Origin of the sequence: Promicromonospora sp. Populi (assembly GCF_041081105.1) — a bacterium.
Taxonomy (GTDB): Bacteria; Actinomycetota; Actinomycetes; order Actinomycetales; family Cellulomonadaceae; genus Promicromonospora.
In genome coordinates, this window is sequence record NZ_CP163528.1 from 1880240 (window position 1) to 1904674 (window position 24435).

A 24435-nucleotide genomic window follows, 5' to 3' on the forward strand; every position below is an offset into this window, starting at 1 on the left:
CAGGGCCAGGTAGCCGCCTTCGCGGCTTGACGGCGCGGCTCGAACAAGCGTGTCAGTGTCTCGGGCTAGCCTCTGCCCCGTGAGCACTACCGCGTCCGCCTACCAGGCCACCTTCGAGGAGCTTGGCACGCCCCTGCGCGACGTCACCTTTGTGGTGGTCGACCTGGAGACCACCGGCACCAATGCCAAAGAGGGTGGCATCACCGAGATCGGCGCGGTGAAGGTGCGCGGGGGCGAGGTGCTCGGCGAGTTCCAGTCGCTGGTGAACCCCGGGCAGCCCGTCCCGGCCTTCATCGCACGGCTGACCGGCATCACCAACGCCATGGTCGCCACCGCGCCGGACATCGCACTGGTGCTGCCGAGCTTCCTGGAGTTCGCGCGCGGCACGGTGCTGGTGGCGCACAACGCGCCGTTCGACGTCGGCTTCCTCAAGGCGGTGTGCGCCCGGCTCGACTACGAGTGGCCAGGGTTCGACGTGGTGGACACGGTGCCCCTGGCGCGCCGCCTGGTCACGCGGGACGAGGCGCCCAACCACAAGCTGTCCACGCTCGCGAACCTGTTCCACGCCACGGTCTCCCCCGACCACCGCGCGCTGGCCGACGCTCGCGCGACCGTCGACGTGCTGCACGCCCTCTTCGAGCGGCTCGCGCCGATGGGCATCACGCACCTGGAGGACCTGGCTACGGCGGCCGACCCGGTGCCCCCGGAGGTGCGCCGCAAGCGGCACCTGGCGGACGACCTGCCCGAGGCACCCGGCGTCTACCTGTTCCGCGGGCCGGGCGACGAGGTGCTGTACGTCGGCACGTCGGTCAACATCCGCAAGCGGGTGCGCTCGTACTTCACCGCGGCCGAGAAGCGGAAGCGGATCACGGAGATGGTGCGCATCGCCGAGCGGGTCACACCCGTCGTGTGCGCCACGCCGCTGGAGGCGCGGGTACGCGAGCTCCGGCTGATCACCGAGCACGCCCCGCGCTACAACCGGCGCTCCAAGTTCCCGGAGCGGCACTCGTGGGTGCGGCTCACCGTGGAGGCCTACCCACGCCTGTCGGTGGTGGGCGGCGTGGTGGCGGGCGCGGCCCACATCGGCCCGTTCGGGTCCCGGCGTACCGCCCAGGAGGCCGTGCACGCCCTGCACGACGCCCTGAACCTGCGCCAGTGCACCGCCCGCATCCCGCTGGTCTCCAAGCAGCCCGGCAGCCCGTGCGCCCTGGCGGGCATGGGCCGCTGCTCGGCTCCCTGCGTGGCAACGTCCACGCCTGACATCTCCTACGAGCAGGTGGCCGACGCCGCCCGCAACGCCCTGACGGGCGACCCCGCGCCGGTGGTGCGCGCGCTCTCCGACCGGATCGCGGCGCTCGCCCAGCAGGAGCGGTACGAGGAGGCGGGCGAGGTCACGCGGCGACTGCGCGCCTTCGTCTCGGGCGCCCACCGGGCCCAGAAGCTGTCACCGCTGGCGGGCTGCGCCGAGCTGGTCGCCGCGCGCCCGTCCGGCATCGGTGACGCCCCGGGCCGGCCCGGCGGCTGGGAGATCGTGGTCATCAAGCACGGCCGGCTCGCGGCCACCGACGTGTCCGGGCCGGGCGCCGACCCCCTCCCCCTTGTCGCCGCCCTGCGCACGACGGCGGAGCACGTGGAACCACCCGTCCCGCCGGCCCCCGCCGCGCACCCCGAGGAGACCGACCTGCTGCTCGCCTGGCTCGACAACCCGGGCGTGCGCCTGGTGCACCTCAGCGACACGTGGGCGTGCCCGGTGCGCGCGGCGGGTGCGCACGCGGACCTCACGTGGGCATCGGACCGGGTGCGCACCGAGATCGGCACCGACACCAACCCGGAGCCGAGCACAGAGGCCAGCGCTGATGTGCGCTCCGAGATCGTGGCTACGATGGCTGCATGCTGACCGCGATCGTCCTCATCGACGCCGAGACGTCCCGCATTCCCGAGGTCGCGCAGGAGGTCGCGAACATCGACGGGGTGAGCGAGGTCTTCTCCGTGACGGGCAAGACCGACCTGGTGGCCATCGTCCGCGTGCCGGAGCACGACCAGCTCGCCGGGGTTGTGTCCGACGCGGTGAACAAGGTGCCGGGCGTGCAGAACACCGAGACCCTCATCGCGTTCCGCGCCTTCTCGAAGGCGGACCTGGAGCAGGCCTTCGCCCTAGGCCTGGACGACTAGCTCACGCACTCCCCCCGACAGTCCCCGCCGACGACCGCGCCGGCGCCTCCAGCTCGTCGTGGTTGCCGTGCGAGTGCGCGGCCTTGAGCTCGGCGGGTGTGACCGGCGTGACGCGGTCCTCGTAGAAGAACCGGGAGACCCGCTGCCATCCGCGGTCCGCTCGGTAGCCGGGACGCTTGACCCCGCGCGCGTCCATGGCCGGGTCGATCTCCAGCGGTGCGGGCGCCTGGTAGTTGACGCGCAGCCAGCGCTCCTCGTCGTCGAGCGGGGTGTGCACCTCCACGTACGCGCCGTTGGCGAACCGCACGATGCGACCCGACTCGTGGCCGTGCAGCACCAGCTCGCGGTCCTTGCGCTGCAGCCCCAGGCACACGCGTTTGGTCACCCAGAACCCGAACACCGGGCCCACGAAGAGCAGCACCCGCAGCGCCCAGGTGATGGCGAAGATGTCGAGCGAGAAGTGCGTGGCGATGAGGTCGTTCGTGGCGGCCAGGGCGCAGACCACAAACGCGACGAGCAGAGCCACGCCCATCGCTGTCCGCACCGGCCGGTTGCGCGGCCGGTCCAGCACGTGGTGCTCGCGGTGGTCCCCGGTCACGCGGGCCTCGATGAACGGCCACGCGAACAGCAGCGTGAACAGCACGCCCGGCACGATCAGCGCCGGGATGAGCAGGTTCATGCTCAGCGTGTACCCGCCGATGACCCACTCCCAGCCCGGCCCCGGCATGAGGCGCAGCGCGCCGTCGACGAACAGGATGTACCAGTCCGGCTGCGTGCCGGCCGAGACCGGCGAGGGATCGTACGGGCCGTAGTTCCACACGTTGTTGATCGCCATCGTGGCGCCCATCAGGGTCAGCACGCCGGCGATGATGAAGAAGTTGCCGGTCATCTTGGCGACGTACACCGGAGCCGCCGGGTAGCCGACCACGTTCTTGTCGGTACGGCCACCGCCGGGGTACTGCGTGTGCTTCTGCAGCACCATCAGGAACAGGTGCAGCGCGATCAGCGCGATCAGCAGGCCCGGGATCACGAAGATGTGCAGCGTGAACAGCCGCGGAATGATGTGCTCGCCCGGGAACTCGCCGCCGAAGACCACCATCGAGAGGCCGGACCCGATCAACGGGATCGACTTCACCACGCCGTCGATGATGCGCAGGCCGTTGCCGCTCAGCACGTCGTCGGGCAGCGAGTAGCCGGAGAAGCCGGCCGCCAACGCCAGGATCAGCATGATGGCGCCGACCATCCAGTTGACCTCGCGCGGCTTGCGGAAGGCGCCGGTGAAGAAGATCCGGAACATGTGCACCACTATCGAGCCCACGAAGATCAGGGCCGCCCAGTGGTGGATCTGGCGCATCAGCAGGCCGCCACGCACCTCGAAGGACATCTCCACGGTGGAGCTGAAAGCCGCCGACATGAGCTGGCCGTGCATCGCCGCCGGGTGCTCGCCCTCGTACCGCACCAGCGCCATCGAGGGTTCGAAGAACATCGTCAGGAAGAAGCCCGAGGCGATCAGGACGACGAACGAGAACAGGGCGATCTCGCCGAGCATGAAGGACCAGTGGTCCGGGAAGACCTTGCGCGCGAACTCCTTGACGAGCACACCGATGCTGGTGCGCTGGTCCAGATAGTCGGCCGCCTTGCCGACGGTCGTTGTCGGACGCTGCTGCAGTGCCACGTCATCACCCCTGGGGTAGGAGGCCCGGGCCGTTCCGGTAGACACCACCAGTAGACACCGGACCGGTTGCCGCTTCCACCCTTGACGACGAATCAGGGGGCCGATCCGTGACAGAGAAGATCCGGTGCACCCTGGGGTCGCCCCCGGTGCACCGGATCTGGTCAGCCGGTCAGGCGTTCAGACCGCCGCGGCGTCAGACCGCCGGGACGATGAGGCCCGCGGTCTGCGTCTTCGCGCGCTGCAGGCGCGCCTCGGCGTCGGCCCAGTTCACGATGTTCCACCAGGCCTTGATGTAGTTCGGGCGCACGTTCTGGTAGTCGAGGTAGTAGGCGTGCTCCCAGACGTCCAGCAGGACGATCGGCGTGAGGCCGAGCGCGATGTTGGCCTGCTGGTCGAACAGCTGGGTGATGATCAGCCGCGAGCCGATCGAGTCCCAGGCAGCGATCGCCCAGCCCGAGCCCTGCACACCCGTGGCGACAGCCGTGAAGTGCGCCTTGAACTTCTCGAACGAGCCAAAGTGCTCGTCGATCGCGGCACCGATCTCGCCGGTGGGCTCGCCGCCGCCCTCGGGCGACAGGTTGGTCCAGAACGCGGAGTGGTTGACGTGGCCACCGAGGTTGAACGCGAGGTTCTTCTCGTAGAGGTTGATCGCGGCGAAGTTCTCCTTCTCGCGAGCCTCCTCGAGCTGCTCGAGGGCAGTGTTGGCCCCGGCGACATATGTGGCGTGGTGCTTGGAGTGGTGCAGCTCCTGGATCCGGCCCGAGATGTGCGGCTCGAGCGCTGCGTAGTCGTAGGTCAGGTCGGGGAGCGTGTAGACAGCCATCAACTTCCTCCTGGATTGCTAGGCCGTCGATCTGGCGGCCTGTTCGTACATCGGACGGGGGCATCGCATCGTGCAGGACGACGCCCCACTCACCAACAACGACTATGGCCCGTGCCGCAGTCCCTCGCACGCGGCGAGGAGATCGTGACACGGGCCACCGTCATGGGCTCAGGGTCGCTCAGTGGCCCCGGTCGGCACCAGCCGAGACGGCAGGCGTCTCGCTCCCTGGACCGACGCCGTGCCCGTCTCTGGACTCGATCGCATCGTGCTCGCCGTGCGAGTGCGCTGCCTCGACCTCGGCCGGGGTCACGGGCTCCACGCGGTCCTCGTAGAAGAACCGGGACAGACCCTGCCACCGCTTGTCGGCGGCGTAGCCCTTGCGCTTCACACCGCGGGCGTCCGTCTTCGGGGCGATCGCCAGCGGCGCGTCCGCCTCGTAGTTGACGCGCAGCCAGCGCTCCTGCTCGTCGAGCGGGGTGTGCACCTCGATGTACTCGCCGTTGGCGAAGCGCACGATGCGGCCCGACTCGTGGCCGTGCAGCACCAGCTCGCGGTCCTTGCGCTGCAGCCCGAGGCAGATGCGCTTGGTGACGAAGTACGCGAACACCGGGCCGACGAAGAACAGGAAGCGGAACACCCACGTGATCGCGTTGATCGACAACGCGAAGTGCGTGGCGATGAGGTCGTTCGACCCGGCCAGGGCCAGAATGATGAACGCCGCGAGGAACGCAACACCCAGGGCGGTCCGCACCGGCTTGTTGCGCGGCCGGTCCAGCACGTGGTGCTCCTTCTTGTCGCCCGTGACCCGTGCCTCGAGGAACGGGTAGACGATCAGGAACGTGAACAGGATCCCCGGGATCACGACGGCCGGCACCAGGACGTTCAGCGGCAGCGTGAACCCGGCGATGACCCACTCCGTGCCTTGGCCAGGCATCAGTCGCAGCGAGCCCTCCAGGAACAGCATGTACCAGTCCGGCTGGGCGCCCGCTGACACCGGCGACGGGTCGAACGGACCGTAGTTCCAGACGTTGTTGATCGCCATGGTGGCGCCCATGAGCACCAGCACGCCGGCGACGATGAAGAAGTTGCCGGTCATCTTGGCGACGTACACCGGAGCCGCCGGGTAGCCGACCACGTTCTTGTCCGTGCGGCCACCGCCGGGGTACTGCGTGTGCTTCTGCAGCACCATCAGGAACAGGTGCAGCGCGATCAGCGCGAGCAGGATGCCCGGCACCACGAAGATGTGCAGCGTGAACAGCCGCGGGACGATGTGGTGACCCGGGAACTCGCCGCCGAACACGAAGTACGACATGAAGGAGCCGATGATCGGGATCGACTTGATCACGCCGTCGGTGATCCGCAGGCCGTTGCCGCTGAGCACGTCGTCGGGCAGCGAGTAGCCGGTGAAGCCGGCCGCCAGGCCCAGGATCATCAGGATGATGCCGACGATCCAGTTGAGCTCGCGCGGCTTGCGGAACGCGCCGGTGAAGAACACGCGCATCATGTGCACCACTATCGAGGCCATGAAGATCAGGGCCGCCCAGTGGTGGATCTGCCGCATCAGCAGGCCGCCGCGCACCTCGAACGACATCTCCAGGGTCGAGGCGAACGCGACGGACATGAGCTGCCCGTGCATGTTGGCCGGGTGCTCGCCCTCGTAGGTCGTCAGCGCCATGGACGGCTCGAAGAACATCGTCAGGAAGAAGCCCGACGCGATGAGCACGACGAACGAGAACAGGGCGATCTCGCCCAGCATGAACGACCAGTGGTCCGGGAAGACCTTGCGCGCGAACTCCTTGACCAGCACGCCGATGCTGGTGCGCTGGTCGAGGTAGTCAGCGGCCTTGCCGACGGGGGTCGTCGGCTTGGCCGGCGCCTCGTGCTTGGTGTCGTGGGTCGCGGTGCTCACTTCAGGCGCTCCCAGAAGCTCGGGCCGATGGGCTCGGCGAAGTCGTCCTGCGCCACGAGGTAGCCCTCGTCGTCGACCGTGATGGGCAGCTGCGGCAGCCGGCGGTTGGCCGGGCCGAAGACGACCCTCGCGCTGTCGGCGATGTCGAACGTCGACTGGTGGCACGGGCACAGCAGGTGGTGGGTCTGCTGCTCGTAGAGCGCCACCGGGCAGCCCACGTGCGTGCAGATCTTCGAGTAGGCGACGATGCCCTCGTGCGACCAGGTCTCACCCTCGGGCGACTGGTCGGTCCGGAGGTCCTCCGGGTTGAGGCGCACCATCAGGACCACGGCCTTGGACTTCTCCGTGATCCACTCGTGCGTCGCCCGGAACTCCTCGGTGGTCTCCGGGATGACGTGGAACACGGAGCCCACGGTGACGTCGGCGGCCCTGATGGGCCGGCCCGACGGGTCGATCGCGAGGCGGGTGCCGTTGCGCCACATGGTGTGCTTGAACGCGGCGACGTTCCAGTCGCCGCCGACCGAGCCGATCAGCGGGACCGCGATGGCGAGCGGGAACAGGGCCAGCGCGCCGAAGAACGCGCCCTTGAGCACACCTCGGCGGCCGACGACACCCGAGTCCTCCAGGCCGTCGTTCAGGTCCTTGACCGCGTCCGCGCGGGTCTCGGCGTCCGACGCGAGCGGGTGCCGCTCCTGGACCATCTCCTTGTCACCCATGAGCGCCTTGGCCCAGTGGATGCCGGCGACGCCGATGCCGAGCAGCGACACCGCGAGGCCGAGGCCGATCAGCAGGGTCGAGAGCCGGACGCCCGACGTCGTACCGTCCGGGGGGACCAGCACGTAGGCGACGATCGAGCCGATGGTGCCGAGGATCGACACGACGAACAGGAACGTCACGGTCCGCTCGGCACGCTTGGCCGCGGCCGGGTCCGTGTCGGTGAGGCGGTGCTTGTGCGCGGGGATGCCGGGGTCCTGGAACCGGTCGGCCGGCCCGACTTCCGTGCCCGTCTCCGGGGAGACCGTCACCTCGTGCGAGGTGTCGGCCGGGGGGTTCTGGTTCTCGCTCACGAGGACTTCGCTCCGATCCACACTGCGGCGCCGATGAGCAGGCCGAGGCCGATCGCGAAGGCCCACAGGCCCTCGGACACCGGGCCGAGGGCGCCGAGCGCGTTACCGCCCGCCGAACCCTCGCGCTGCTCGACGAGGAACGAGACGATGTCGCGCTTCTCCTCCGGCGTGATGTTCGCGTCGTTGAACACCGGCATCGACTGCGGGCCGGTGAGCATCGCCTGGTAGATGTTCCGCTCGGAGGTGTCCCACAGCGCTGGGGCGAACTTGCCCTCCGAGAGTGCGCCACCGGCGCCCACGGCGTTGTGGCACATGGCGCAGTTGGTGCGGAACAGGGCCATACCGTTGGACGGGTCGCCCTCTGCGGCGTCCACCTGCTCGTCCGTGGGGATCGCCGGACCGGCGCCCAGCGACGAGACGTACGCGGCCAGGGCCGCCGTCTGCTCCTCGTCGAACTGCGGCGGCTTGGCCTCCGCCTGCGGACCGTTCATCTGCATCGGCATACGACCGGTCGACACCTGGAAGTCGACGGCGGCAGCGCCGACACCTACCAGGGACGGCACGCCGGCGGTGCCCTCCGCGTTCGCGCCGTGGCACGTCGCGCAGTTGGCCTGGAACAGCTTCTTACCGGTCTCGATGTCCGCGGTGCTGACGGTGTCGGCGTTAGCCGTGCTCGGAGCCAGGACGGCATAGATGCCGCCCGTGGTCAGCAGCGCCAGCAGCAGGAGCACGACCGGCGCCAGCCGGTGGTGCCTGCGGGCGGCGAGTGCCTTCACGAAAATTTCCTCGTCTCGCTGTAAGTGTTGGGGGGCTTCTTCTGTTGAACCTAATACCACCGCGCGGGGCCGCGATGCGCACACGCCCTGGGGCGTAAGTGCGTCGGGTCAGCGCAGCAGGTAGATCACCGCGAACAGCGCGATCCACACCACGTCGACGAAGTGCCAGTAGTAGGACGTGACGATAGTGGTGGTGGCCTCGTGGTGACCGAACCGCTTGGCGGCGAACGAGCGGCCCAGCACGAAGAGGAAGGCGATCAGACCGCCGGTGACGTGCAGCCCGTGGAAGCCGGTGGTCATGTAGAAGACCGAGCCGTAGGCGCTGGACGAGATCGTCAGGCCCTCGTGGACCAGCTCGGTGTACTCGAAGATCTGGCCGCCGATGAAGAACGCGCCCATCAGGTACGTCAGCGTGAGCCACTCGTGCATGCCCCAGGTCCACGGCTGGTAGAGCTTGCCGCTGCGCGACGGCTTGAACTGCTCTGCCTTGAAGACCGCCGCCTGGCAGGTGAACGAGGACAGCACCAGGACAAGCGTGTTGATCGTCGAGAAGGTGAGGTTCAGCCTCTCCGCGTCACGCGCCCAGTCCTCGGCCGGCATCGTCTGCCGGACCGTGAAGTACATCGCGAAGAGCGCTGCGAAGAACATGAGCTCGCTCGCGAGCCAGACGATCGTCCCCACCGAGACCGGGTTCGGACGATTGACTGTCACGTGCTGGTGTGTGGGGTTGGCTGCAGCCGTTGCGGTCGACACGACAGCCATTATGGCCGACGTTGGAGAGTCCCGAACGCCGAAGCACCAGCACCGCTCGCGGTGAATCTCACAAACTCCTTTCAACGCCTAACCTGCGACGTCTCTTGCTGACGCGATTGCGCAGAGTGCCATGAAAAGGCGGCGGACAAATCTGCCGTCAAGGCGGGGACTGTGCCACGATCGACGCATGAGCGGCATGACGACGGATGTGACCGACACGGGTACGAGCGGTATCGAGGCCGGGGGGTCGACGGTCAGCCCACGGGTCCTCCTGTACAGCGACGACCGCACGGTGCGTGAGCAGGTACGCCTCGCCGTCGGCCCGCGCCTGCGCGCGGGCGCACCCGACATCGAGTGGGTCGAGGTCGCCACCCCGGCCGCCGTGGTGGACAAGGCCGACAACGAGGGGTGGGACCTGCTCGTCCTCGACGGCGAGGCCGACCAGACCGGCGGCATGGGGCTGTGCCGCCAGCTCAAGAACGAGATCTACGAGTGCCCGCCGGTGCTCATCCTCACCGGCCGTCCCGCGGACGCATGGCTCGCTTCCTGGTCCCTGGCCGACGGCGTGGTGTCGCGCCCGCTGGACGCCATCGAGGTCCAGGAGGCTGTCGCGAAGCTGCTTGCGGGTACCGCGTGAACCTCGAGGCACCCACGTGGTCCGGCCTGCTGGCCGGGCTGATCACCGGCACCGACCTGACCAAGGCGGAGGCCAGCTGGGCCATGGACCGGGTGATGACCGGCGAGGTCTCCCCCGTGCAGCTGGGCGGCTTTCTCGTGGCGCTGCGGGCCAAGGGCGAGACCGTCGACGAGCTCGCCGGCCTGACCAGCTCCATGGTCGAGCACGCGACCCTCATCGACGTGCCCGGGCCGTCGGTGGACATCGTCGGCACCGGCGGCGACCGTGCGCACACCGTGAACATCTCCACGATGGCCTCCGTGGTCATCGCGGGTACGGGGCTGCGCGTGGTCAAGCACGGCAACCGGGCGGCCTCGTCGTCGTCGGGCAGTGCGGACGTGCTCGAAGAGCTCGGCATCCGCCTGGACCACACCCCCGAGCGGGTGGCGCAGATCGCGCGCGAGGTGGGCATCACCTTCTGCTTCGCGATGGTGTTCCACCCGTCGATGCGGCACGCCGGCGTGGCCCGCAAGGAGCTGGGTGTGCCGACGGCGTTCAACTTTCTGGGACCGCTCACGAACCCCGCCCAGCCGCGCGCGGCCGCCGTCGGCTGCGCCGACGCGCGGATGGCGCCGCTGATGGCGGGCGTGTTCGCCGAGCGCGGCAAGTCGGCGCTCGTGTTCCGCGGCGACGAGGGCCTGGACGAGCTCGCGGCGACCGCGGGCGCCACGGTGTGGGAGGTGTCCGACGGCGCGGTCACGGAGCACCGCCTGGACCCCGCCGAGGACCTGGGGCTCACCCGCATCAAGGTCGAGGACCTGCGCGGCCACGACGCCGCCTACAACGCCGCCGTGGCTCGGGCGGTCTTCGCGGGCGAGGACGGCCCGGTCCGCGAGACAGTGCTGCTCAACGCGGCCTCCGGTCTGGTGGCCGACGGCACGCTGCCCGGCACGGGCTCGGGAACGCTCGTGGAGCGGCTCACCGCCGGCCTGGGCCTCGCGGCCCAGGCCGTGGACTCGGGTGCGGCGCAGGAAACCCTGCGGCGCTGGGCCGAGGCCGCGAGGTAGTCGCCGGCGTCAGCCGCCGAGGCCCTCCATCAGCTCGTCCAGGCTGACGAGCTGGTCCCCGGTCGGCGCCGCGACGTCGATGGGCTCGCCCCAGGCGCTGAACTCGCCGTTCATCACCAGCGGCTGGCCCTCGAGGTCCATCGTGAGCACCAGCTTGCGCGCCAGGTTGTCCTGATCCACGTTGTAGACCATCTCCATCTCGCCGACCTGCGCCAGAGCATCCTCCGGGAGGTCGTCGACCTGCGGGCCGGTCATCTTCGCCGGGTCCAGGAGCATCGTGTAGACGTCGGTCTCGACGCCGTCGACCGTCTCGGTGCCGGTCTTCTCGAACGACGTGATGGCGCCGTCCATGCCCTGCAGCTGCGCGGCCGGGTCCATGTCCTTGAGGCTGCTCTGCATGATCTCGCCCATGGCCCCGAAGATTCCGGCCATCGGGTTGTCGCTCTCGGCGGCCTCGGCCAGGCTGAGGTACCTGCCCGACGTCATCTCACCCATGTTCATGTAGAAGTCGCCGTCGACCAGGATCGTGTCGGTCGTCTCGCCTTCCATGTCCATCTGCATCGCCATCGCCGGGTTCTCCGGGTCGGCGACGTTGATGTCAGCCTCCAGCGGCGCGCCGGTCAGGCCGCCGGCCTCGGCGCCCGCACCGGAGTAGGTCATGGTCAGGTGGACCGTTTCCGCCTCGCTCTGCGCTGCGGTCAGCTCCTCGACGAACGAGGCCTGGGTCAGCTCGACCGGAGCCTCCACCGACGGGGACGGCGACGACGTCGGACCGGCCTGCTCGCTGGAACCAGCGGGGGAAGTTCCGCAGCTGCTCAGCCCCAGGGCGAGCACGCCCGCCGTAGCCACAACGATCATCTTCGAGTAACGCACTGTTGCCTCTCTGCCGCCCGTCTCGGCTGGCGCACACGCTGCGCCCGGAAACCGGTCAGGGAACGTTCGATCTCACCACGGCGTGTACCCGGCGCCCCCACCGCCAGCGGGTGAATCAAGGGTGAAACGAACGAACCCGACGCCGGAGCACACCTCACGAGAGGCGCGCCCCGACGTCGGGCAGTGAAGCAGAACTGTCAGTGCGCTCAGTGCGCTCAGTGCGCGTGGATGCCGCGCGAATACTCCAGGACCCAGCCCACGAGCGCGAGAACCGCCACGCAGAAGCCGATGTACAGCACCCACCAGCCCACGGCCAGGCCGAGGAAGCAGATGGCGGCCGAGCCTGCGATCGCCAACGGCCACCAGCTCCAGGGCGCGTACACACCCTGGTCGCCCGCGGCGTCCTCGATGTTGCCGTTCGGGTCGTCCTCGGGGCGGGCGTCGATGCGCCGGGCCGTCAGGGCCAGGTACGCGCCGATCATCGCGACCAGGCCGCCGACCAGCGGCATACCGAGGTAGCCGACGGGCTCGGTCCAGTTGGTCATGAAGCCGTAGACGACCCCGGCACCGACGAAGAAGGGCGTTCCCCAGAGGAACAGCCGGGTCTCGTTCTTCACTTGCTGGTCCCCTCGTCCGGTTCGGCAACGATCGTCGTGCTGCTCTGCTCCGGCGCGCCGCCGTCGCCCGCGGCGCGGCGCTGGCCCTGCGTGTCCTGGCCGCGGCGGTCCGCCTCGCCGTAGATGTTGACGAGCGCGGTCCGGTCGTACTCCGGGTGCTCCATCGCAACGACCTCCGGGTGGTGCAGGTCGAACGCCGGCGACTCAGAACGGATCCGCGGGAGCGAGGAGAAGTTGTGCCGCGGCGGCGGGCAGGACGTGGCCCACTCCAGCGAGCGGCCGTAGCCCCACGGGTCGTCGATGGTGACCTTGGGCGCCTTGCGGGCGGTCACGTACACGTTCCAGAGGAACGGCAGCGTGGACGCCGCGAGGATGAACGCACCGACCGTGGAGACCTGGTTCTCCCAGGTGAAGCCCTCCGCCGGCATGTAGTCCGCGTACCGGCGCGGCATGCCCTCGACACCCAGCCAGTGCTGGATGAGGAACGTGGTGTGGAAGCCGATGAAGAGCAGCCAGAAGTGCAGCTTGCCCAGCCGCTCGCTCAGCATCTTGCCGGTCATCTTCGGCCACCAGAAGTAGAACCCGGCGAACATCGCGAAGACCACCGTGCCGAAGACCACGTAGTGGAAGTGCGCCACCACGAAGTACGAGTCGGACAGCGAGAAGTCCAGGGCGGGGCTGGAGAGGATGATGCCGGTCAGGCCACCGAAGAGGAAGGTCACGAGGAAGCCGATGGACCAGAGCATCGGCGTCTCGAAGGTGAGCTTCCCTCGCCACATCGTGCCTATCCAGTTGAAGAACTTCACACCGGTCGGCACCGCGATCAACATCGTCATGAAGGCGAAGAACGGCAGGGTGACCGCACCGGTCACGTACATGTGGTGCGCCCACACCGTCACCGACAGCGCGGCGATCGCGATGGTCGCGTAGACCAGGCCCGTGTACCCGAAGAGCGGCTTGCGGCTGAACACCGGCAGGATCTCGGACACGATGCCGAAGAACGGCAGCGCGATGATGTAGACCTCGGGGTGCCCGAAGAACCAGAACAGGTGCTGCCAGAGGATGGCGCCGCCGTTCTCCGGGTTGAAGATCTGCGCGTCGAGCCGGCGGTCGGCGCCGAGCGCGAACAGCGCGGCGGCCAGCGGCGGGAACGCCATCAGCACCAGCAGGCTGGTGACCAGCGTGTTCCAGGTGAAGATCGGCATCCGGAACATGGTCATGCCCGGCGCGCGCATGGTGATGATCGTGGTGATGAAGTTGACCGCACCGAGGATCGTGCCGAAACCCGCCAGGGCGAGGCCGAACACCCATAGGTCTCCACCGAGCCCTGGACTGTAGGTGGTGGTCGACAGCGGCGCATAGGCGAACCAGCCGAACGACGCGGCACCCTGCGGGGTCAGGAACCCGGCCACCGTGATCAGGCCGCCGAACAGGTACAGCCAGTAGGCGAACATGTTCAGCCGCGGGAAGGCGACGTCGGGCGCGCCGATCTGGAGCGGCATGATCACGTTCGCGAAGCCCGCGAACAGCGGGGTGGCGAACAGCAGCAGCATGATCGTGCCGTGCATCGTGAACAGCTGGTTGTACTGCTCCTTGCTCTGCACGAGCTGGATGCCGGGCTCGAAGAGCTCCGCCCGGATCAGCAGCGCCATCAGGCCGCCGATGCAGAAGAACAGGAACGACGTGATCAGGTAGAGGTACCCGATCGTCTTGTGGTCAGTGGAGGTGATCCACTTGACGACGGTCCGGCCGAGCGTTTGTCGTCCGGGCGCGAGACCCGGGACCAGCTCGTGGGTGGTCGCTGCGGCCATCAGTGGTCAGCCTCCTCTTCCTCGGTCTCCGACGGGTTGTCCACCGGGCCGGCCGTGCGAGCCAGGTCCATGCCCAGCGCACCGGTCTGGCCCCTGGCGGCGAGATCCGCCATGTGGGCCTCGTACTCCTCCGCCGAGACAACCTTCACGTTGAAGAGCATGCCGGAGTGGAACTCACCGCAGAGCTCCGCGCACTTGCCCGCGTACGTGCCCTCGCGGGTCGGCGTCACCTGGAAGGTGTTGGTCCGGTTCGGGATCATGTCCTGCTTGTACAGGAACGCAGGGATCCAGAACGAGTGGATGACGTCGCGCGAGTCGAGCGTGAACTCCACCGTCTCGTTCACCGGCAGGTAGAGCGTCGGGAAGGACGTCGAGGTTCCGACGGCGCCGTCGAGCTCGTCCTCCGCGGTGACCCCACCGGGGTCGGCCTCGTGCTCACCGAAGTCGTAGACGTCGGCGTCGAGGTAGTTGAAGTCCCAGCTCCACTGCTTGCCGACGACCTGGATGTGCTCGGTCGCGGTGCCGTCGACAGCCCTGATCTCCGTCATGTCGCGGTCGGTGTACCAGAACAGCACGAGCACCATGATGATCGGCACTGCCGTGTACATCAGCTCGAGCGGCAGGTGGAAGCGCGTCTGGATCGGGAGCTGGTGGTCGTCCTTGCGCTTCCGGTAGGCCGCGATGCACCACAGCATCAGGCCCCAGGTCAGGATGCCCACGGCAAGGGCGGCGATCCACGAGCCCACCCACAGGTCCGTGATGCGTCCGGTCTGGTTAGTCACCTCCCCGTCGGAATAGCCGGGCAGGTATCCGCGCTGAAGAGATTCGCTGGCACAGCCGGAAGCCAGCAGTGCGACGCCGACGGCAAGAGCCGACGCGCGCAAGATGGCCCGCCTGGTGCGGGTAGGTCGCTGCGAGTGCAAGGGAGGCCTTTCACGTCTCGTCCGGCGCGTCGCACCGGTTTCCTCCCGAGCTCCACGCAGAACCTTCGTCCTCGATGGGATGCAGCCTAGCGCGCCCCGGGCCGTGATGATGCCCGGAAGGGACCCCGCGGGACGTGACTCATTCCGCACCCGGGGCGCGCATCGCGGCTGTTCAGGACACCCACCTGAGTCGTGTCAGAACGATGCTCGCGGACGGCGGCACGCGCGGGTGCGAGGATCAGCTGGACCACCGCGACAGCAGGAGGATGTGTGAGCCACGCCACCCCCGGCACTCCCAGTACCCCCGGCCGGGTGCACCTCGACAACGGCGGGCGCGCACCGTGGCACCCGCTCGCCCGGCAGGCGTTCGAGCAGGCCCTCGCCGACGGCTGGGCCGACCCGCGCCGGTTGCACGCCGAGGGCCGGCGCGCCGCCCGCCTGCTGGACGGCGCCCGCGAGGCGGTCGCCGCCGCGCTCGGCGCGCGGACCCAGGAGGTGCACTTCACTCCGGGACACACGGCCTCGCTCCACGCGGCGGTCGCCTCGGCCACCGCCGCCCGGCGCCGGGCCGGCGCTGGCGTCGTCGTCAGCGGGGTCGAGCGCGCCGCGGTCCTGCACGCGGCCGACGTCGCCGGCGAGCGCCGCACAGCGGAAGTGGACCGGCTCGGCCGGGTCGACGCCGACACCATGTCCGCCGCCGTCCGGGCGCCGGGTGTCGCTCTCGCTGCGCTCCAGCACGCCAACGGCGAGGTGGGCACAATCCAGCCTGTCGAGGCGGTGCACGACGCCGCCCGCGCGGCCGGAGTCCCCCTGCTGGTCGACGCCGGGGCGAGCGTCGGGCACGTCGCGGTACCCGAGACCTGGGACCTCCTGGCCGCCGACCCCGCCGACTGGGGCGGCCCCGCGGGGGTCGGGGTGCTCGCCGCCCGGCAGCGGGTCCGCACCGCGCCCGTCGGGCCCCAGGACGAGGACCCGTGGGCGCCGGGCGGCGTGAGCGTGCCGCTCGCGTTCGCCGCGGCGGTGGCGCTGCAGGCCGTCGAGGCCGACCGCGTGGCGCAGGAGTCCCGGCGCCGGGCGCTCGTGGAGCGGGTGCGGGCCCAGGTGGCACGGATCCCCGACGTCGAGGTGGTGGGCGACCCGGAGGGCCGGCTTCCCCACGTGGCCACGTTCTCGTTCCTCTACGTGGACGGCGAGGCGCTCGTGACGGAGCTGGACCAGCACGGGTTCGCGGTCGGGTCGGGCTCGGCGTGCACCGCGAGCACGCTGGAGCCCTCGCACGTGCTGGCGGCGATGGGGGTGCTCACGCACGGCAACGTACGGATCGCCCTGGACCGGACGACCACTGCCGAGGAGGTGGACCGCTTCTGCGCGGTCCTGCCCGACGCCGTGGCCCGGGTGCGCGAGATGCTCGGGGTGGGCGGGCTGTGACGCTGGTGGACGCTCGCGGGCTGCGCTGCCCGCTGCCCGTGATCCGGCTCGCGGCGGCCGCGAAGGGCCTGCCCGCCGGCACGGAGCTGACCGTGCTGTCGACCGACCCCGCCGCCAAGCTCGACGTGCCGGCGTGGTGCCGCATGCGCGGCCACGAGCACGTCGCGACCGTCGAGGACGAGGACGGCTGGGCGGTCACGGTCCGCCTCCACTGACGACAACTTCACCGACGACAGACGGGCCGGTCACCCGTAAAGGTGACCGGCCCGCCGTCGTACAGCCGAATTCAGGCTTCGATCAGGAGAACGACCCGCCGCAAGCGCACGCGCTGCCTGCGTTCGGGTTGTCGATCGTGAAGCCCTGCTGCTCGATGGTGTCCTTGAAGTCGATGGTCGCGCCGTCGAGGTAGGGCACGCTCATCTTGTCCACGACGACCTCTACGCCGTCGTAGTCGCGCAGCGCGTCGCCGTCGAGCACCCGCTCGTCGAAGTAGAGCTGATAGATCAGCCCGGAGCAGCCACCAGGCTGCACCGCTACGCGGAGGCGCAGGTCGTCGCGGCCCTCCTGCTCGAGCAGGCTACGGACCTTGCCCGCGGCGACGTCCGTGACGGTGACGCCGTGGGTACCGATGTCCGTGGTGGTGTCGGTCATGTCATCTCCCGATCGTGTTCGACATACCGGTAGTCGATGTCTCAGCGGTGCCAACCCATCGATCGGCCCGTCTGTTCCCGTGTACCGGTCTGTTCTCAAAGCGTACGCCCAAGCAACGCCCGTGCCCATCACCGTCCGGGGTTCAGCGCGTCCAGCCGGGCGTCCAGGTCCGGGCTATGCGGGCGACGTCGCCGTCGGTCACCTCGTGCACCCCGCTGAGGCCCGCAGTCGACCACTCGCGCCTGCTCACCTCGCTGCGGCCGGTGATCACGACGACGGGCACGGCGTGCGGTGCGGCGGCCGCGGCAGCCTCCACCACCACCCCGCGGTGCAGGCCTTCGCCGTCGAGCCGCGTGACGTACGCCACTACGACGTCGGCGCCTGCGGCGGCCTCCGCCAGCGCCGCGCCCTCGGCGCGGGGCAGGGCGGACGACGCGGGCCCAGGCGCACTCGGGCCCGGGTGCGCGGGCCCGGCATCCTGCGGCCCGACGGCGTCCGGGCGGCCCACGGGGATCGCCGCACCGGCCAGCAGCACGCCCCCGCCGCTCGGCGCGTGGCCCAGCGCAGGCCCCGGTCCGACCGCGGACACCCCGACGGCGCCAGGGACCCGGACCGCGCGCGTCTCGGTCGCGGTGTGGGGCGCGGCGTCGCGCCACGCGGAGGCGAGTCGCTCGGCGTCGGGCAGGGTCTCGGCTAGCAGCAGCACGTGCACACCAGGCATCGTGGCACGTCCTGACTGCGTGTCACCACCGCGTGTCATCATGGGGAGCGTGAGCACTCTGCTGGCTGAACTCTCCGGTTTCTCCGAGCCCGCGTCGTCCCCGCTGCTGCTGCTCGGTCAGGGCCGTGACCTGGCCTCCGAGCGCGGTGTGGAGTGTGTGGGCGACCTGCCCGCGCCGAGCGACCCGAACCTCGTCGAACGGGCCCGCGTCGCACGGGCCGCCCTGGGCAGCCGGGCGTTTGTGCTGGGGCACCACTACCAGCGGGACGAGGTCATCAACTTCGCCGACGTCACCGGCGACTCCTTCAAGCTCGCGCGCGAGGCAGCTGCCCGGCCCGAGGCCGAGTTCATCCTGTTCTGCGGCGTGCACTTCATGGCCGAGAGCGCGGACATCCTGACCTCGCCCCAGCAGCAGGTGGTGCTGCCCGACCTCGCGGCGGGCTGTTCAATGGCGGACATGGCGGCGATCGGCCAGGTCGAGGAGGCCTGGGCGGTGCTGCAGGACGTGGGCATCGCGGACTCGACGGTCCCCGTCACCTACATGAACTCGTCGGCCGCCATCAAGGCGTTCACCGGGCGGCACGGCGGCACCGTGTGCACGTCCTCCAACGCGGAGGTCGCGCTGCGCTGGGCCTTCGAGAAGGCGGGCGGCACCGACGACGTCGCGGCGGGCACCGGGAAGGTGCTGTTCCTCCCCGACCAGCACCTGGGCCGCAACACCGCGGTGCTGGAGCTCGGGCTGTCCCTGGACGACTGCGTGATCTTCGACCCGCGCAAGCCGAACGGCGGGCTGACCGACCAGGAGCTGCGCGACGCCCGGATGATCCTGTGGCGCGGCCACTGCTCGGTGCACGGACGCTTCTCGGAGCAGAACGTCACGGACATCCGCGCCGCGGTGCCGGGCATCAACGTGATGGTGCACCCCGAGTGCAAGCACGAGGTGGTCACGGCCGCCGACTACGTGGGCTCCACCGAATACATCATCAAGCAGCTGGACGCGGCCGAGCCGGGTTCCTCGTGGGCGATCGGCACCGAGCTCAACCTGGTGCGCCGGGTCGCAGCGGCGCACCCGGACAAGAACGTGCACTACCTCGACTCCACCGTGTGCTTCTGCTCGACCATGAACCGCATCGACCTACCCCACCTGGTGTGGGCCATGGAGTCCCTCGTGGAGGGCCGTGTGGTGAACCGGATAGTCGTGGACGCCGATGACGCGCACTGGGCCCGCGTGGCGCTCGACCAGATGCTGGCCCTTCCCGGAATCTGAACGGGTGTGAGCGTGTGAGCGGCAACGGCGGGCTGCGCATCGGGATCTTTGTCTTCGACGGGGCGGAGGAGCTCGACGTCGTCGGGCCCTTCGAGGTGTTCGCGGAGTGGGGCTCCCACTCGCAGGAGCTGCGGCCGACGGTGAGCACCTTCTCCTGGGACGGCTCGGGCGTGCGGCTCGCGAAGGGGCTGCGGATCCTGCCGGCACACGGCGCGGACGACGTCGGGCCGCTGCACGTGCTGGTCTATCCGGGCGGGATGGGTGCCCGGCCCCTGCTGGCCCAGCCCGGCCACCTCGAGTGGCTGCGCCAGATCCGCAAGCAGACCCCGATCATGGCCAGCGTCTGCACCGGCGCCCTGCCGCTCGCCGCCGCCGGCCTCCTGGCCGGGCGGCCCGCCACCACGCACCACAGCCACTACGACGAGCTGACCGACCTGGACCCGAGCATCCTCGTGGACACCGAGGCGCGGTACGTGGACGACGGCGACGTGGTCACCTCCGCGGGTGTGTCGGCGGGGATCGACATGGCGCTGCACCTCGTCGAACGGCTCGAGTCGGCGGCGGTGGCCAGGTCGGTGCGCAACGAGATCCAGCACCAGCCCCGCTGACCAGACAGGTATCTGATACTTCCGGTTCTCGGTATAACCTTCACTCCATGGCTCGCATGTTCCAGCTCACCTGGACCGGACTCTTCCCCCGCAAGGCCCGCCCCGGACAGTCCCTGTTCGACCCGTCCGTCACCCGGATGCGGGTAGCGCTCCAGGACCTCGACTCCAACCTGCACGTCAACAACGGCACGTACCTGCAGATGATGGACGTTGCCCGGAACAACCAGATCGCCGATCTCGGCATGTTCTCGATCGCCCGCACGAAGGGCTGGGCGCCGGTGGTCGCGGCGTCGACCGTGAAGTACCGCCGGTCCCTGCGGCCGTTCGAGCGGTTCGAGATCACCAGCCGCATCCTGGGCTGGGACGAGCGCATGTTCTACATGGAGCAGGTGTTCACGCGCGACGGCTTGCTCTACGCGCGCGGGATCATCGCGAGCCGCTTCCTGGACCGCCAGAACAACCGCATCTCGCCACTGGACGTGGTGCAGGAGGTCACCGGCGACAACGTCCCGTCCCCGGACCTCCCCGCCGACGTAGCGGCGTGGGCCCGGGCCATGGACATAGCTCCGCGCCAGCCCTCGACGGCCCCCTCTTCGAGTCCTAGGTTTCTTCGCTTTGAGCCCCCTCAAAGCGAAGAAACCTAGGGCTCGAAGAGGCAGCCGAGGAGTTAGAGGCCCTCCGCGATCTTCGTCAGAAGCAGGGCCTCCGCCAGGACTACCTTCTGCAGCTCGCCCAGGTGGACCGACTCGTTTGCGCCGTGGGCGCGCGAGTCCGGGTCCTCGACGCCCGTGACGAGGATCGCCGCGTCGGGGTAGACCTCGAGCAGGTCCGCGATGAACGGGATGGACCCGCCCACGCCGACGTCGACGGGCGCGGTGCCCCACGCCTCGGTGAACGCCGCACGCGCCGCTCGCATCGCGGCGGTGTCGCCCGGGGCGAGGAACGGCTTGCCCTGCTCGCCGTTGCGCCAGGTGACCTGCGCGCCGAACGGCGCGTGCTTCGCCACGTGCGCGGCCAGCGCCGCGTCGGCCGCGACCGGGTCCTGGCCGGGCGCGAGGCGCAGCGAGATCTTCGCGGTGCAGCTCGGCGCGATCGTGTTGGAGGCCTCGGCCACCGAGGTCACGTCCATGCCGATCACGGACAGCGCGGGCTTGGCCCACAGCCGCCCGGCGAGCGAGCCGGTGCCGGTGAGCGCCACGCCGTCGAGCAGCGAGGAGTCAGACCGGTAGGCCGCCTCGTCGTAGTCCACCTCCGGTTCGGGCGCGGTGACCAGGCCGTCGATGGCAACGCTGCCGGCCTCGTCGTGGAACGTCGCCACGAGCCGGGACATCAGGGTGACGGCGTCCAGCATCGCGCCGCCGTACATGCCGGAGTGCACGGCATGCTCCAGGACGTTCAGCTCGATGAAACCGTCGACCAGGCCGCGCAGCGACGTCGTCAGGGCGGGTACGCCCACCTTCCAGTTCGTGGAGTCGGCGACGACTATGACGTCGGCCGCGAGCAGGTCGCGGTGCGCCTCCAGGAACGCGCGGAACGACGGCGACCCCGACTCCTCCTCACCCTCGAGGAAGACGGTGACGCCGACGGGCAGGTCAGCGCCGTCGGGCAGGCCGAGCGCCCGCAGGGCACCCAGGTGGGCGACGATGCCCGCCTTGTCGTCGGCCGCGCCGCGGCCGAAGAGGCGCTCCCCCACCAGGGTGGGCTCGAACGGGGTGGTGTCCCACGTCGCGGGGTCGCCCGGCGGCTGCACGTCGTGGTGCGCGTAGAGCAGGACGGTCGGCGCGCCCTCGGGCGCGGGCCGGCGGGCGACGACGGCGGGCGCGCCCGGCGTGCCGTCGGGGCGCGGAGCGGAGAGGATCTGGACTTCGGGCAGGCCCGCGTCGCGCAGGAGCTGCGCGGTGGCAGCGGCGCTGGTGGCGACGTGCGCCTGGTCGAAGGCGGGGGCCGAGACGCTCGGGATGCGCACGAGCGCTTCGAGGTCGGCCTGCAGGGCGGGGAAGAGCTCGGCGACGCGGGCGCGGAGGGCCGCTGATGTATCGGTGGTCACCGCCCCACGTTAACGGCTCGCAGCGGGGCACTGCCGCGAGCGATTAGGCTGGGGCGGTGTTCTCCCGCAGCAAGACCTCGACCCCCGACGGCGTGACCCCCGTGGGTGACTCCCCCGACGAGGTGACCGCGGCGTCCGAGGCCGCCGCCAAGAAGGGCCGGCCCACGCCGAAGCGCAACGTCGCGCAGGCCGCGAACAAGCGCCCGCTCGTCCCGGACGACCGCAAGGCTGCACGCAAGGCGCAGCGCGAGAAGTCGCGCGTCGACCGCGAGCGCGCCTACCAGGCGATGCAGACCGGCGACGAGAAGTACATGCCGGCCAAGGACAAGGGCCCGGTCCGCCGGTACGTGCGCGACTTAGTGGACGCGCGCTGGAACCTGGGCGAGTTCTTCCTGCCCGTCGCGTTCATCTTCCTGTTCGCGACGTTCTTCACCACGCAGTACCCGGACCTCAGCATCGTCGTGATGCTCGGCCTGTACGGGTTCCTGTTCCTGACGATCATCGACGTGTGGCTGCTCTGGCGGTCGCTGAAGAAGCGGCTGACCGCCAAGTTCGGCGAGGTCCCGCGCGGGCTCCTGCTGTACACGATCACGCGCGCCTACCAGCTGCGCCGCTCGCGTCTCCCGAAGCCGATGAACAAGAAGCGCGGCGTCTACCCGGAGTAGCCCGGCTCCCGGGGAACTCGGGTGCGACGCCCGGCTCCCGGGGCGACACTACGAATCCGAGGTCGGTTGCTCTGCGTAGACGTTGTCTACTGACAGCAACCGACCTCGGATTTGTAGTGTCACCCGCCAGTCCCGCTCCAAAGAGCTACCCGCAGACCAGACCAGATCAGGCCGGGCGGGTCTTCGGCATGCCCTCCTGGGTCTTGGCCGGGTTGCGTTCGATGACGCCGTCGAGGGCCTCGTCGATCTGCTTCATCAGCTCGGCGGGGATGGTCACACCCGACGCCTTGACGTTCTCCGCGACCTGCTCCGGGCGCGAGGCGCCCACGAGGGCCGCCGCCACGTTGTCGTTCTGCAGCACCCACGCGACGGCGAGCTGCGCCATCGTCAGGTCCAGCTCGGCGGCGACCGGCTTGAGGTTCTGCACGGCGGTCAGCGTCTCGTCGCTCATGAAGCGCTTGATCGTCTGTGCACCACCGTTCTCGTCCGTGGCCCGCGAGCCGGCCTGCGCCGGCTGCCCCGGCAGGTACTTGCCGGACAACACACCCTGGGCCATGGGCGACCACACGATCTGCGAGACGCCGGCCTCCTTCGAGGCGGGCACCACCTCGTCCTCGATGACGCGCCACAGCATCGAGTACTGCGGCTGCGACGATATGAGCTGGAAGCCGAGCTCCTTGGCCAGGGCGGCGCCCTCGCGGATCTGGTCGGCGGTCCACTCGGAGACGCCGATGTAGAGGGCCTTGCCCTGGCGGACGATGTCGGCGAACGCCTGCATCGTCTCCTCTAGCGGGGTCTCCACGTCGTACCGGTGGGCCTGGTACAGGTCGACGTAGTCGGTGCCGAGGCGGGTCAGGGAGCCGTTGATGGACTCCATGATGTGCTTGCGCGACAGGCCGGTGTCGTTGGGGCCCTTGGGCCCGGTGGGCCAGTAGACCTTCGTGAAGATCTCCACGGAGGCGCGGCGCTCGCCCTTCAGCGCGTCGCCGAGCACCTGCTCCGCAGCGGTGTTCGCGTACGCGTCCGCGGTGTCGAACGTGGTGATGCCGGCGTCGAGGGCGGCGCGGACACAGGCCGCGGCGACGTCGTTCTCCACCTGCGAGGCATGGGTGAGCCAGTTGCCGTAGGTGATCTCCGAGATCTTGAGACCACTGTTGCCGAGGTACCGGAAGTTGACCATGTGGACACCCTATGACAATTCATCGAATCGAATCGAGAGCCGGCTTCCGCTCGTCAGCGACGCTCGGTCAGGCCCGACGGCGCTAGCCATCGCGCGGACACCTGCACCACCGGGCCGACGCCGAAGGCGAACACGACGGTCGCCCAGCCGAACGTGCCACCCAGCAGCACGCCGATCAGCACCACCGTGACCTCGATGGCGGTCTTGACCACCCAGACGGGCCAGCCGGTCAGCCGCACTGCCCCCGTCATCAGCCCGTCGCGCGGTCCCGGCCCGAGGCGGGCCCCCACGTACGCGGCGGTGCTCACCCCGAGGAGCACGATCCCGCCCAGGGCCAGGCCGATGCCGACCACGAGGTGCGGCTCGGGCAGCAGGCGCTCCAGCGCCCACAGGGCCGGGTCGATCACGAGGCTGATCACGATGATGTTGGCGATCGTCCCGATGCCCGGCCTCTGCCGCAGCGGGATCCACGCGAGCATCACGAGCAGCCCGACGCCGAGCACCACCCACCCGTAGGCGAGACCCGTCCGGTCCACGAGGCCCTGGTCCAGCACCGCCCACGGCATCGCGCCCTGCCCCGAGTGCAGCATCATCGCGGTGGCGACGCCGAAGCCGACGAGTCCCAGCAAGAGCTGGACGGCTCGGCGCACGGGGTGCATCAGCACGGCCCGCGACCCCCGCTCGGCAGGGGCGGCAGCGACGGCGGCGACGTCCGGGGCAGGTGCGGCAGTGGGTTGTGGGCGGGGGTCGGCCGGGCGGCCGGTGGTCGTCGTCATGCATCCATGA

25 protein-coding genes are annotated in these 24435 nt (G+C 69.8%); 10 read left to right on the forward strand and 15 right to left on the reverse strand.

What is annotated here, in order from left to right; all coding sequences use genetic code 11:
- The first annotated feature begins 79 nt into the window (after positions 1-79).
- Positions 80-1897, forward strand: coding sequence for a DEDD exonuclease domain-containing protein (locus AB1046_RS08475; protein ID WP_369374270.1), 1818 nt, complete (start codon positions 80-82; stop codon positions 1895-1897).
- Positions 1891-2172 (forward strand): Lrp/AsnC family transcriptional regulator, encoded by a 282-nt coding sequence (locus AB1046_RS08480; protein WP_369374272.1) that lies wholly within the window; start codon positions 1891-1893, stop codon positions 2170-2172. The genes AB1046_RS08475 and AB1046_RS08480 overlap by 7 nt, the downstream gene beginning before the upstream one ends.
- Before the next feature lies 1 nt (position 2173).
- Here AB1046_RS08480 and AB1046_RS08485 read toward each other — a convergent pair whose 3' ends face one another.
- The 6 genes from AB1046_RS08485 to AB1046_RS08510 form a co-directional block, all read right to left on the reverse strand.
- On the reverse strand, positions 2174-3841 hold the full coding sequence (locus AB1046_RS08485; protein WP_369375633.1) for a cytochrome bc complex cytochrome b subunit: 1668 nt from the start codon (positions 3839-3841) through the stop codon (positions 2174-2176).
- A gap of 199 nt (positions 3842-4040) precedes the next feature.
- Positions 4041-4670, reverse strand: coding sequence for a superoxide dismutase (locus AB1046_RS08490; RefSeq protein ID WP_369374274.1), 630 nt, complete (start codon positions 4668-4670; stop codon positions 4041-4043).
- 178 nt (positions 4671-4848) lie between these two features.
- Entirely contained in the window at positions 4849-6579 is a 1731-nt protein-coding gene (locus tag AB1046_RS08495; RefSeq protein WP_369374276.1) for a cytochrome bc complex cytochrome b subunit, read from the reverse strand.
- Complete coding sequence (locus tag AB1046_RS08500) at positions 6576-7646, reverse strand: Rieske 2Fe-2S domain-containing protein (RefSeq protein WP_369374278.1); 1071 nt, start codon at positions 7644-7646, stop codon at positions 6576-6578. The genes AB1046_RS08495 and AB1046_RS08500 overlap by 4 nt, the downstream gene beginning before the upstream one ends.
- Positions 7643-8422, reverse strand: a complete 780-nt coding sequence (locus AB1046_RS08505) for a c-type cytochrome (RefSeq protein WP_369374280.1) — start codon at positions 8420-8422, stop codon at positions 7643-7645. The genes AB1046_RS08500 and AB1046_RS08505 overlap by 4 nt, the downstream gene beginning before the upstream one ends.
- A 108-nt stretch (positions 8423-8530) precedes the next feature.
- Entirely contained in the window at positions 8531-9184 is a 654-nt protein-coding gene (locus AB1046_RS08510) for a heme-copper oxidase subunit III (RefSeq protein WP_369374282.1), read from the reverse strand.
- A gap of 178 nt (positions 9185-9362) precedes the next feature.
- On the opposite strand from AB1046_RS08510, the gene AB1046_RS08515 reads away from it, so the two are divergent.
- Both AB1046_RS08515 and trpD read left to right on the forward strand, forming a co-directional pair.
- A complete protein-coding gene (locus AB1046_RS08515) occupies positions 9363-9812 on the forward strand; it encodes a hypothetical protein (RefSeq protein WP_369374284.1) in 450 nt (149 codons plus the stop codon).
- Positions 9809-10858, forward strand: a complete 1050-nt coding sequence (gene trpD / locus AB1046_RS08520; RefSeq protein ID WP_369374286.1) for an anthranilate phosphoribosyltransferase — start codon at positions 9809-9811, stop codon at positions 10856-10858. Before AB1046_RS08515 ends, trpD begins: the two co-directional genes overlap by 4 nt.
- A gap of 9 nt (positions 10859-10867) precedes the next feature.
- Here the strand turns inward: trpD and AB1046_RS08525 are convergent, their stop codons facing one another.
- The 4 genes from AB1046_RS08525 to coxB form a co-directional block, all read right to left on the reverse strand.
- Positions 10868-11707 (reverse strand): hypothetical protein, encoded by an 840-nt coding sequence (locus tag AB1046_RS08525; protein ID WP_369374288.1) that lies wholly within the window; start codon positions 11705-11707, stop codon positions 10868-10870.
- Between the two features lie 239 nt (positions 11708-11946).
- A complete protein-coding gene (locus AB1046_RS08530; RefSeq protein ID WP_369374290.1) occupies positions 11947-12348 on the reverse strand; it encodes a cytochrome c oxidase subunit 4 in 402 nt (133 codons plus the stop codon).
- Complete coding sequence (gene ctaD / locus AB1046_RS08535) at positions 12345-14159, reverse strand: cytochrome c oxidase subunit I (protein WP_369374292.1); 1815 nt, start codon at positions 14157-14159, stop codon at positions 12345-12347. The genes AB1046_RS08530 and ctaD overlap by 4 nt, the downstream gene beginning before the upstream one ends.
- A complete protein-coding gene (gene coxB / locus AB1046_RS08540; protein ID WP_369374294.1) occupies positions 14159-15082 on the reverse strand; it encodes a cytochrome c oxidase subunit II in 924 nt (307 codons plus the stop codon). Before coxB ends, ctaD begins: the two co-directional genes overlap by 1 nt.
- Before the next feature lie 270 nt (positions 15083-15352).
- On the opposite strand from coxB, the gene AB1046_RS08545 reads away from it, so the two are divergent.
- Both AB1046_RS08545 and AB1046_RS08550 read left to right on the forward strand, forming a co-directional pair.
- Positions 15353-16510, forward strand: coding sequence for a cysteine desulfurase family protein (locus AB1046_RS08545; RefSeq protein WP_369374296.1), 1158 nt, complete (start codon positions 15353-15355; stop codon positions 16508-16510).
- Positions 16507-16725: a sulfurtransferase TusA family protein gene (locus AB1046_RS08550; RefSeq protein WP_369374298.1), complete on the forward strand. Its 219-nt coding sequence runs from the start codon at positions 16507-16509 to the stop codon at positions 16723-16725. The genes AB1046_RS08545 and AB1046_RS08550 overlap by 4 nt, the downstream gene beginning before the upstream one ends.
- Before the next feature lie 82 nt (positions 16726-16807).
- On the opposite strand, the gene erpA is transcribed toward AB1046_RS08550, so the two are convergent.
- Both erpA and AB1046_RS08560 read right to left on the reverse strand, forming a co-directional pair.
- Positions 16808-17161, reverse strand: a complete 354-nt coding sequence (erpA, locus tag AB1046_RS08555) for an iron-sulfur cluster insertion protein ErpA (protein ID WP_369374300.1) — start codon at positions 17159-17161, stop codon at positions 16808-16810.
- Positions 17162-17303: 142 nt separating this feature from the next.
- Positions 17304-17882 carry a hypothetical protein gene (locus tag AB1046_RS08560; protein ID WP_369374302.1) on the reverse strand — a complete coding sequence of 193 codons (579 nt, stop codon included), beginning with the start codon at positions 17880-17882 and terminating at the stop codon, positions 17304-17306.
- Positions 17883-17922: 40 nt separating this feature from the next.
- Between AB1046_RS08560 and nadA the strand changes: the two genes are divergently transcribed.
- Genes nadA through AB1046_RS08575 form a run of 3 tightly spaced genes read left to right on the forward strand, consistent with a single transcriptional unit; the run spans position 17923 to position 20401 of the window.
- Positions 17923-19149 (forward strand): quinolinate synthase NadA, encoded by a 1227-nt coding sequence (gene nadA, locus AB1046_RS08565; protein ID WP_369375635.1) that lies wholly within the window; start codon positions 17923-17925, stop codon positions 19147-19149.
- 14 nt (positions 19150-19163) lie between these two features.
- Entirely contained in the window at positions 19164-19757 is a 594-nt protein-coding gene (locus tag AB1046_RS08570) for a DJ-1/PfpI family protein (RefSeq protein WP_369374304.1), read from the forward strand.
- A gap of 47 nt (positions 19758-19804) precedes the next feature.
- Positions 19805-20401: an acyl-CoA thioesterase gene (locus tag AB1046_RS08575; RefSeq protein WP_369374306.1), complete on the forward strand. Its 597-nt coding sequence runs from the start codon at positions 19805-19807 to the stop codon at positions 20399-20401.
- A gap of 23 nt (positions 20402-20424) precedes the next feature.
- Here the strand turns inward: AB1046_RS08575 and AB1046_RS08580 are convergent, their stop codons facing one another.
- Positions 20425-21804: a dipeptidase gene (locus AB1046_RS08580; protein WP_369374308.1), complete on the reverse strand. Its 1380-nt coding sequence runs from the start codon at positions 21802-21804 to the stop codon at positions 20425-20427.
- 56 nt (positions 21805-21860) lie between these two features.
- Here AB1046_RS08580 and AB1046_RS08585 point away from each other — a divergent pair, with 56 nt between their 5' ends.
- The gene (locus AB1046_RS08585) at positions 21861-22469 is read left to right on the forward strand and encodes a DUF3043 domain-containing protein (RefSeq protein WP_369374310.1); all 609 of its coding nucleotides are present in this window, start codon (positions 21861-21863) and stop codon (positions 22467-22469) included.
- 166 nt (positions 22470-22635) lie between these two features.
- Here AB1046_RS08585 and AB1046_RS08590 read toward each other — a convergent pair whose 3' ends face one another.
- Positions 22636-23649: an aldo/keto reductase family protein gene (locus AB1046_RS08590; protein WP_369374312.1), complete on the reverse strand. Its 1014-nt coding sequence runs from the start codon at positions 23647-23649 to the stop codon at positions 22636-22638.
- A gap of 53 nt (positions 23650-23702) precedes the next feature.
- Complete coding sequence (locus AB1046_RS08595; RefSeq protein ID WP_369374314.1) at positions 23703-24425, reverse strand: YitT family protein; 723 nt, start codon at positions 24423-24425, stop codon at positions 23703-23705.
- Between the last annotated feature and the right edge of the window lie 10 nt (positions 24426-24435).